The following is a 5,135-nucleotide window of genomic DNA, read 5'->3' as shown; positions in this document are numbered from 1 at the left end:
CTCGTCCAGCGGTGCCCATGAATCCAGCAGCGCGCCCAGCCCGCGCTTGCGCACCGGAACGATCACAATCCTGTCGCCCTCGCGGTACATCATGGCGTCCGTGCCCGGCAACTCAAACTCCACCGGACTCCGCACCGCCTGATGGCGCCCATTACGGAACAGCTTCACCGCCCGCTGGTCAGGGATCATGTCGCCCTCCATTGGCATAGGCTGGCAGCATAGGCCAATGGAGGGGGGGAGGCAATGGGGAGGGGGGGGTGGTTTGCGCCCCATCTCGGTTATCCAATCGCTCAATCACCACGCTCGAAAGCGGCCATTGGGATGAGTGCCATGGATGGCTGAGATGCGCCAGGAGCGGACGGGCTGCTTCTGGGCGGCGGGAGCAGGGAATGTTCTTCCGGGAGCAACGGAATAGGAAACCGACAAAAGGGATGGCTGGCTGCACGAAAAGCCCTGCTGAAGCCGTTTTCGTATTGCCGACCAATCCGGCAGGGTTTGCCGCTCACGATTTCCGGGGGGGCTTGCGCTGTCTCGCGAACGGTTTCCGCCACCTGACAGAAAACACGTGTTTCCCAACGTCTCTGGGTTCTATGTCGGTGTCCTGTTCCGTTGCTCCGCAGCCCCCTATCCAATTGCGTAGGTCTGCATGGGGGTCTGGACTCTTGCATTTATATTCGTCTGTGCGCATAATGAATTCCTCAAAACGCATATGTTCGCTGGCAAGGCGCATAAAATGGAACATTTTGACATAGTCCTAACGTTGGCGCGCATTGCCCTCGATGCAGAAGAACCGCGGGCAAAGCAGCAAATCGAGCGGCTGAGGGATGCGCTGGCAAAAGCCGATAGCGATCAGGCCGAAAAGCTCGTTCGGCTGCTTTCACGCGCGGGACGGCGTCAGACCATGGCGCCGTTGGCTATGGAGGAAATGCGGATGATGGCTGAGGCTGCTCGTCGGCAGCTCCCTGGTGAAACATTATCGCCATCGACCCCCATCCCTAGGGACCGTGAAACCAGCACGCCGCTAGCGCGCGTGATCTTTGCCTCCAGCGACGATATCCTGCAGGCGCCAATCCTGAACGCTTCCCTGTCTGGGGCCATCACAGATCTTTTGGAGGAGTGGCGGCGTGCCGAAGAATTGGCCCGCGTAGGCGCAAAACCGCATATGCGATGCTTGATCTATGGACCGCCCGGTGTAGGAAAAACCAAGCTTGCCCGCTACCTCGCGCAGCAACTCGGACTTCCTTGCGTCGAAGTGCGTCTTGATGGCTTGGTTTCATCCTTTTTGGGAACGACAGCGCGAAACATCGGTGCGCTGTTCGATTTCGCCAATCGCTATCGCTGCGTGCTGTTCCTGGATGAATTTGACGCCGTGGCAAAGGCGCGCGATGATGCACAGGAAATCGGAGAGCTTAAGCGCGTGGTCAACACTCTACTGCAATCGCTCGACGGTCGGAATGGGACGGGCGTTACCCTGGCGGCAACCAACCACGAGCATCTACTCGATGCGGCAATCTGGCGGCGTTTTGACGCCCGCATAGAACTCCCCAAGCCGGAGCCAGATGCACGCGAACGGCTGCTGAAGGAATTTCTCAAGCCCATGCGCTTCAGCTCTGCCGAGCTGCGCTTCCTAGTCTGGGCGACAGAAGGTATGAGCGGGGCAGACCTTGAAATGCTGGTCGATGCTGGGAAGCGGTTCTTCGTGCTGCACGGCCCTTCGGAAAACGGTGGTCAGGAAAAACCAGACCTTTCGACCGCCCTCCGAGGTTCATTGATTCTAGAAGGGCTCCGCCGTCAGGCTGCGCTCAATGCACGACTGTTTACGGCTGATCGTGCCAGTTTGCTCATCGGCCCACCTGAAGCCCTTGATGAAGCCCTTGAGCGTGTCGGATTAACCCAGACCGACCGCGGAATGCTCCTAGGCCTCTCTCAAAGCGCTGTTTCACGCCGTAAGAAGCGCGGGGAAACAGGCGAGATGAAGGATGCCCATCCCCATGGCTGACACTGGACCTGATCTGCGCCCCATCCAGGTCTTCCTGGATACGAAACGCTTTATCGAAAAGGAAGAGCCGCAGCCTTTTGGCGGTGGGTCGAAGGATTTTTTCGCAGGCAACAACGCTGCCTTTGCCGAGCACAAAGCCAAGATCAAAAAGCGGGTCGAGAACGTCGCCGACAGCTTGCGACGGAGCAACCAGCCGGGAGGCTTCATTAAGGTCCGGCAGCGTGAAGAGGCCCTGGCAAAAAGCCATCGCCCGCTAGGGAGCCTGTTCACCCAATCCAATCGGTTTGGCCTCGTGGGTGCCGAAGGTGTCGGTGAATTGCTATTCCAGGCGACACCTTCGGCGTTGGATCGGCTGGCCAATATTATTGAAACCAAGGCAGAATTAATACCGCGAATAGTCCAGAACAAAAAGACCGGCAAAAATGAGCCGCGCGTATCTGGTTACCGCAGCGAAGTTGGCGGCATTGAGGATATCCGGCTGCATTCCGCCACAGACCGGGTGAAGTTTTCTAGCGAGGAGGCCGTGCTTTGGATGCGGCAACCGAACGTGATCGGCGGCTACATCGTCGAACTATTCCGGCCAGATCCAAATATTGGCGCTACAGAGATGGAGCTCCTTATCAGGAATTTCCGGCAGGGTCTGGAGCGGTTGAAGGGTGGGTTGCTGGTGCGACCATTTCTGCCATCTACCTCAACGACACAGTTCGGAGAACCAAGCCTCGCCCTTTCAGTCCAGTTAACCGCTGATAATTCCCGCCGGCTGATCGATCTACCGTTTCTGGCCGATGGGCGGTCGGCAGAAATGTCTGAAGCCTCGCTGCCAACAGAGATGCGGGAGACGCGTGCCGATCTGACGGTCAGTCGGCATGACGAACTGCTGGCGTTCCTGGCTGAGCAAGGACTGGTCAGGTCGGTTGAACTCCCGCCGATTCTCGAAACCACCCCGGCGATGAACGGTGCCATTCTCGGGCGGGCAAAGATACCTGAGCCAATAGCGGGGGCCGATTACCCTGTAGTGGCGATCATTGATGGTGGCGTGACTGCCTCCGCCATGCTCGACAAGTGGAAGATCGGAGATGCCGGTTTGGTGCCGGAACAGGATCGTGACGAAGCTCATGCCACCTTCATCGCCGGGCTTGTCAGCGGAGCAAGCGCCTTCAATCCGCAATTGAGTGCTGGTCTTGAACCGACAGGCTGCAAGTTCTTCGACTTTGACCTTTTTCCTCGACGCGAACTGCGTAGTCAATACTACCCGGATATCGAAGATCTTTTTGATATTTTGGATGAAAAGGTGAAGGTTGCCAAACGTGATCACGGCATACGAATATTCAACCTCAGCTTTTCTATTGGACAACGCTCCTCGCGATTAGCTTATTCGCTGGCGGCCGACCGGCTGGATCGAATTGCAAGGGTAAACGATGTGATTTTTGTGGTCGCGGCGGGCAATCTTCCATCCGCGGCTAACCGTCCGCCTTGGCCTGATAAGGCCGGTGATGCCGCTATCATGCTGGCAGGTTTTGGAACGCAAGATCAGCAAATCACTGCACCATCCGAACATGTACTCGGCATCACCGTAGGGGCAGTGAATCCGCTTGGCGTAGCCGGACATCAGCATTTGTTGCCAACCACCTACACAAGGCGTGGGCCAGGGGTCGGCGGTGCGCGCAAGCCGGATATTGCCCATTACGGCGGAGCCAATGTTTCCGGGAATAGTCAAACCGGCCTGATCTCGCTGACACCCGGCGGCGACGCGATGCATAATTGTGGGACCAGCTTCGCCGCGCCCTTAGCGGCCTCCACGTTGGCTACCCTTGATCAACGACTAGAGCGGCAGTCTCCTCGTGAAACCCTGCTTGCACTACCAATCCACCGGGCAAAACGCCCAGATGCGCTCAACAAACCACCGTTGCGGCATGTTACCCGTGACTTCGTGGGCTTCGGTATTGCGCCGGTTGCCGATGCTATCCTGAACGATGAGCCGCATTCGGTGACGCTGGTGTTCAGCGAACGGCTGCTTGCCAAACAGCGTCTTGAATTTGCCTTCGCTTGGCCGCGCTCACTGGTGAACTCTGATGGTTCGTGCCGCGGTCGTGGTGACGTGACGCTCTGCTATACACCACCCATCGATCCCGATCACCGGGAAGAGGCGATCAGGGTGCAGTTGGAGGCATTTCTCCATCAGGAGAATATCGATACCAAAACGGGCGAACTTTCCTGGGACAGTCAACTGAAGCATGACTCGGCAGAAGTGCCGCAAGGCATGAAAAAGACCGAGAGCTACCTGATCAAGACCGGCCTGAAATGGACCCCGATCAAGCGTTATCAGGCATTGATGCCGCAAGGCCGCGGCAATACGTCAAATTGGCGACTTTCTCTGGAAAGCTTGGTACGAGCCGGAGTGTCGTTTCCCACCGAGGGCGTGCAGTTCACCCTGATCCTGACGATTTCGGACATCAACGAGAAAGCTCCAGTCCGCGAAGAAATGCGCCTCGATCTCCAAAACCGGGGCATTGTGCTAGCCGATATCACCATCGCCCACCGTCTGCGGCCACGAAGGAGTCCGTGATTGAGTTGGCCCCCGTTTCCCGGACAGTTTGGCGCCTGGAATAAGCTTGGTTGCCCCCGTCAAGCGCCTGGGTGATGGTGAACAACTGCCCTGGCCGTCATACCAGATGATCTTCACCAGATCGCTGCGGCGCCCAAAACGAACTGTCCATTTACGGGCAATCTCGGGCGATGGATTGCGCGTATATCGACTTTCGCTTTTGGCGCGAAGCGGTCGCAAGCGATGGTCCGCTTCGGGTCATAAGCAGCCGGATCACCGTTCAGCGGCAGTGTCCGCTTTACCTGATCCGAGTTCGATATCCGCCATTCCGCTCCCGGCCCCCAACCGGCCCCTTAGCGGTCAGCACTGCCGCCGTCCGGACACCGAGGTTGGCACCACACTTTCCCGACCACCGCGTCCCGCAAAAGGGCCGGCGGCAAGCCACACCTGCCGCCGGCCCCCCCATTGGGTAGTAAGCGTCAGCCGTTGCCCGTCTTGCGGCAGGGCTGAGAACTGAGATTCTGCCGTCCCCTGATTTTGGTGGTGGCGGATGGTCGGGATTTTGGAAATGGACGGTCTTGGGAGTGCTCG

The 5,135-nt window shown here is 58.0% G+C and carries 3 protein-coding genes; 2 read left to right on the top strand and 1 reads right to left on the bottom strand.

Annotated elements, in window-relative coordinates; all coding sequences use genetic code 11:
• On the bottom strand, window positions 1-189 hold a 189-nt coding region (locus Q0072_RS16525), incomplete at its 3' end, for a hypothetical protein (protein WP_366941836.1).
• A gap of 544 nt (window positions 190-733) precedes the next feature.
• On the opposite strand from Q0072_RS16525, the gene Q0072_RS16520 reads away from it, so the two are divergent.
• Both Q0072_RS16520 and Q0072_RS16515 read left to right on the top strand, forming a co-directional pair.
• Window positions 734-1,999: an AAA family ATPase gene (locus Q0072_RS16520; protein ID WP_298332419.1), complete on the top strand. Its 1,266-nt coding sequence runs from the start codon at window positions 734-736 to the stop codon at window positions 1,997-1,999.
• Complete coding sequence (locus tag Q0072_RS16515) at window positions 1,992-4,565, top strand: S8 family peptidase (RefSeq protein WP_298332416.1); 2,574 nt, start codon at window positions 1,992-1,994, stop codon at window positions 4,563-4,565. Before Q0072_RS16520 ends, Q0072_RS16515 begins: the two co-directional genes overlap by 8 nt.
• Window positions 4,566-5,135: the final 570 nt, after the last annotated feature.

Source organism: Asticcacaulis sp. (genome assembly GCF_027484505.1).
Classification (GTDB): domain Bacteria; phylum Pseudomonadota; class Alphaproteobacteria; order Caulobacterales; family Caulobacteraceae; genus Asticcacaulis.
The sequence above is the reverse complement of the archived record's forward strand: the minus strand, read 5'-3'. Positions and strand labels throughout refer to the sequence as shown.